General features: G+C 55.6%; 3 protein-coding genes, 1 tRNA gene and 1 pseudogene. 2 read left to right on the top strand and 3 right to left on the bottom strand.

All coding sequences use genetic code 11. The features are described from left to right. Positions 1-277 (bottom strand): annotated as a pseudogene (locus A3754_RS11160) (ribonuclease R); the annotation flags it as partial. A gap of 102 nt (positions 278-379) precedes the next feature. Between A3754_RS11160 and A3754_RS11165 the strand changes: the two are divergent. Both A3754_RS11165 and A3754_RS11170 read left to right on the top strand, forming a co-directional pair. Beyond that, positions 380-466, top strand: a tRNA-Leu gene (locus tag A3754_RS11165). Between the two features lie 182 nt (positions 467-648). Then, complete coding sequence (locus A3754_RS11170) at positions 649-2,004, top strand: integrase arm-type DNA-binding domain-containing protein (protein ID WP_063519744.1); 1,356 nt, start codon at positions 649-651, stop codon at positions 2,002-2,004. 258 nt (positions 2,005-2,262) lie between these two features. Here the strand turns inward: A3754_RS11170 and A3754_RS11175 are convergent, their stop codons facing one another. Continuing rightward, positions 2,263-3,444 (bottom strand): lipid-transfer protein, encoded by a 1,182-nt coding sequence (locus A3754_RS11175; protein ID WP_031225738.1) that lies wholly within the window; start codon positions 3,442-3,444, stop codon positions 2,263-2,265. 23 nt (positions 3,445-3,467) lie between these two features. Continuing rightward, positions 3,468-3,953 (bottom strand): SCP2 sterol-binding domain-containing protein (locus A3754_RS11180; protein ID WP_197468630.1); only part of this gene is annotated, 486 nt, incomplete at its 5' end.

Here is a 3,953-nt window from a genome sequence, read left to right on the forward strand (position 1 = left end):
CTCGACCGGCGATCAGGTCCATTTTGGACACCACACCCACTTTGCCGTTGCGGTTCTGAACCAGCTGGGCATCACGGAGCATGGCCTTGATACGGCGATCCAGCCCGACTTCACCCTCTTCATCCACTTCCAGCAGCTGTGCCAGCAGCTCAAATGACAGGGGTTTGCCCTGATCATTGAGCACATCCAGAATCAGCTCCCGGCTGGGAACAGGGTTTTCGTACTTTTCCGCCTCTCGGTCGGCATGGGGATCGCTATAGCGTTTTTTTGAGGTCATCGAAGATTTTTTCGAAAAGGAATTTGACATTGGCCCATCATATACTAGAATGCACCCGCTTTCGCGATGAACGGCTAATAAATTTAGCCCACGCATAGCGAAGCCGAGGTGGTGAAATTGGTAGACACGCTAGCTTCAGGTGCTAGTGCTCGCAAGGGCGTGGAGGTTCAAGTCCTCTCCTCGGCACCAAACATGACTCTTACGGAGTCCGACAAAGCCCTGCAACCGTCTGGTTCAGGGCTTTTTTCGTTTATACTCGCTCTAATCCCATCCGATGGAATCCAACCAGATACCAGCATTTCTGTTGGTACTTATGTTGGCACTGCCCTGCTGGCCTCTTTCAGATACCAACAACGCCCAAGGAACAGGAAATGAGCAAGAATGCGATGGAAAAGCTGTCGGCCCTTGAGATCAAAAAGGCCAAACCGAAAGACAAAACCTACAAGCTTGCTGACGGTGGCGGGCTCTACTTACAGATCTCTCCTGATGGAGGAATGTACTGGCGCTATCAGTACCGCTTCCTAGGTAAGCAGAAATCCTTGGCACTTGGGGTGTATCCCGAAATCTCCCTCAAGGCCGCCCGAAAAGCTCACAAAGACGCGCGGCTCAAACTTGCCGACAACATTGACCCTAGCGAAGCTCGCCGCCAGGAGAAACTGGCTCGCACCGAAGCCCAGGCCAACAGTTTCGAGGCTGTTGCCCAGGAATGGCTGGTGCGCCAGCAGGTAGCCCCCGAAACAGACAAGAAAAATCGCTGGCTCATGGAAACCTTCGCCTTTCCTTATATAGGACACAGGCCTATTGCCGACATATCCCCCCGAGAACTGCTGGATGTCCTCCGCCGAGTCGAGTCAACCGGCAAGCTGGAAACAGCTCAACGCCTGAAGACAAAGTGCGGCCAGGTCTTCCGCCATGCAATCATTGAGGGAAAAGCCGAAATCGATCCCACGGCAAGCTTGCGAGGAGCGCTCAAGTCACCCAAGGTAAAACACCGCGCCGCCATCACCGACCCTTCCCGGTTGGGAAAGCTGCTACGGGACATGCAAGCGTCCACAGCAGGCCCAGTGGTGAAAACCGCCCTGCTTCTGACCCCCATCTTATTCCAGCGCCCAGGCGAAATCCGGCAAATGGAATGGTCCGAGATCAACTGGGAAGAGCAGCGCTGGGAGATCCCTGCCGACAAGATGAAAATGCGCCATCCCCACATAGTACCACTACCGCAGCAAGCCATGGCGTTACTACAGGATATCCACCTGTTTACCGGACGCGGCAAATACGTTTTTCCGTCGCAACGAGGGGCAAGCCGCTGTCTATCCGAGAATGGCGTCCGAGTGGCCCTTCGGGATATGGGCTACGGCAACGATGACGTAACCCCCCATGGCTTCCGAGCAACAGCCCGGACAATCTTGGACGAAGTACTGGGCTATAGGATTGAGTGGATCGAGCACCAACTGGCTCATGCCGTCAAAGACCCCAATGGTACCGCCTATAATAGAACCAGCCTCCTGAGTCAGCGCACCAAAATGATGCAGGAGTGGGCCAACTACCTAGACGCCCTTCGAGATGGGAAACAATTTGAACGGGCGGGAACAACCCCAGAAACTCAATACAGCCTTAGCTGCGAATCGACTGAAAAAGAGAATGGCAATCTAAAGAAGGATGGCAAGAAAAGCTTTACAGCTTTATTTAGCAATTATGCATCCCAGGAAAAACCCACATCTGATTAGTCGCCACTCCGATCTTTACCAAACACTCGTAGCTCGAAATCACCGGGTGCAAGTAACAACACAGACTTTCAGCCGAAAAATCGCAAAAAAATGGAACCCTAACCCTTCGTGGGCGGCAGCATAACGCAGGCCTGCAAAGCAAGTCATTGAGCATAGTCCCCAGGCATCCAAAAGCGTCCTAGCCCGTCTAAGATACCGCCCTATTTGGTCAACATCCCGATCAGAAGCGCAGCCAGCCCATCCCTTGCATGTAACGGCTCAATCGTTGCGGTACAGGGTCACTACACAGGCCCCCCCCAGACCAAGGTTGTGCTGCAAGGCTACCCGAGCTCCCTCGACCTGTCGCTTTTCTGCTTGGCCACGCAACTGCCACACCAGTTCGGCACATTGCGCCAGACCTGTAGCCCCCAGCGGGTGCCCCTTGGACAGCAAGCCACCGGACGGATTGGTCACGAACTTGCCTCCATAAGTGTTGTCGCCATCCCAGATAAATTTCTCCGCGCCGCCTTCCCGGCACAGACCCAGACCTTCATAGGTGAGCAGCTCATTGGCGGTAAAGCAGTCGTGCAACTCGACCACATTGATGTCTTGCGGGCCGATACCGGCCTGCTCGTACACGCTGTCGGCGGCGGAACGGGTCATGTCGTAACCGACCATCTTGATCATGGATTTTTCATCAAAGCTGCTGGCGAAATCCGTGGTCATCGCCTGGGCGGCGATATACACCGGGTTAGCAATGCCATGCTTCTTGGCGAACTCGTCCGAACACAGAATCGCGGCGCCGGCACCACAGGTGGGCGGGCAGCATTGGAAACGGGTGAGCGGATCAAACACCTCGTCTGACGCCATGATCTCTTCCAGCGACAGCACCTGATTGAACAGTGCGTAAGGATTGTTGGCGGCATGCTGACGCGCCTTCTCGGCAATCTTGCCGAAGGTTTCCCGTTTGGTGCCGTACTTCCAGCGGTATTCACGCCCTGCGCCACCGAACATCTGTGCCGCCGGCGGCGCCTGATTGAAGCCCTGCGTATCCATCATCACCTGCGCATGCTGGCTCATGGGGTTCTCGCGATCATTGAACTTAGCACCAAGCGCGCCGCGCTCCATTTTTTCAAAACCCAGGGCGATGACACATTCAGCCAAACCGCCTTCGATGGCCTGGCGCGCCAGGAACAGGGCCGACGAACCGGTGGAACAATTGTTGTTCACATTGACCACGGGAATGCCGGTCAAGCCCAGTTCATACACGGCACGCTGACCACAGGTGGAATCGCCGTAGACATAACCACAGAACGCCTGCTCAACATCGCTGTACTGGATGCCGGCATCCTTCATTGCGGCGAGGCCAGCCGCTTTTGCCATCACATGGTAATCATCGCTGGCACCGGGCTTGGCAAACTTGGTCATCCCGACACCGATCACATTCACTCTACGTTTCATTCTCTGTTCTCCGAATTATGGCGTTACAGGATTTGTTCAAGTTTGCGCACCAGCGCCAGGTCACCGTCGACGCGCATGTCGCCCTTCTGGTACAAGGTGCTCAAGGCCACCTTGCCGGCAATCAGGTCGGCAAGCTTGCTGTCGTCCAGCGTGATCACCGCCGCCGCGTCCTTCTCGCCGCTGACGATGCCGGGCGACGAGGCGGATAGATCGATAAACCAGGCACTGTCTGGGCTCCGCACCTTGATCTGCAACACACCACCCTGTCCACCAATGGCCGACAGTTTTTCCGCCAGCTCCGGCAGCACTTTCTCCGCCTGCGGTGCTTTCTGCTTTTTCGGTTGTGCGGTAGCGGTATCCGGCTGGCCGGAGGCCAATCGCTTGTCGCGTGCCTGCTCCACCAGCTTAGGGTCCATGTCCTGCAACACGGTGAGCTTGTTGGAGGCCATCACGTTACCTCCGATCTTCAGATCGCCACCAAAAAACAGTTTCTGTACCGCAGCCAGATC

The organism is Alcanivorax sp. HI0083, from assembly GCF_001635175.1.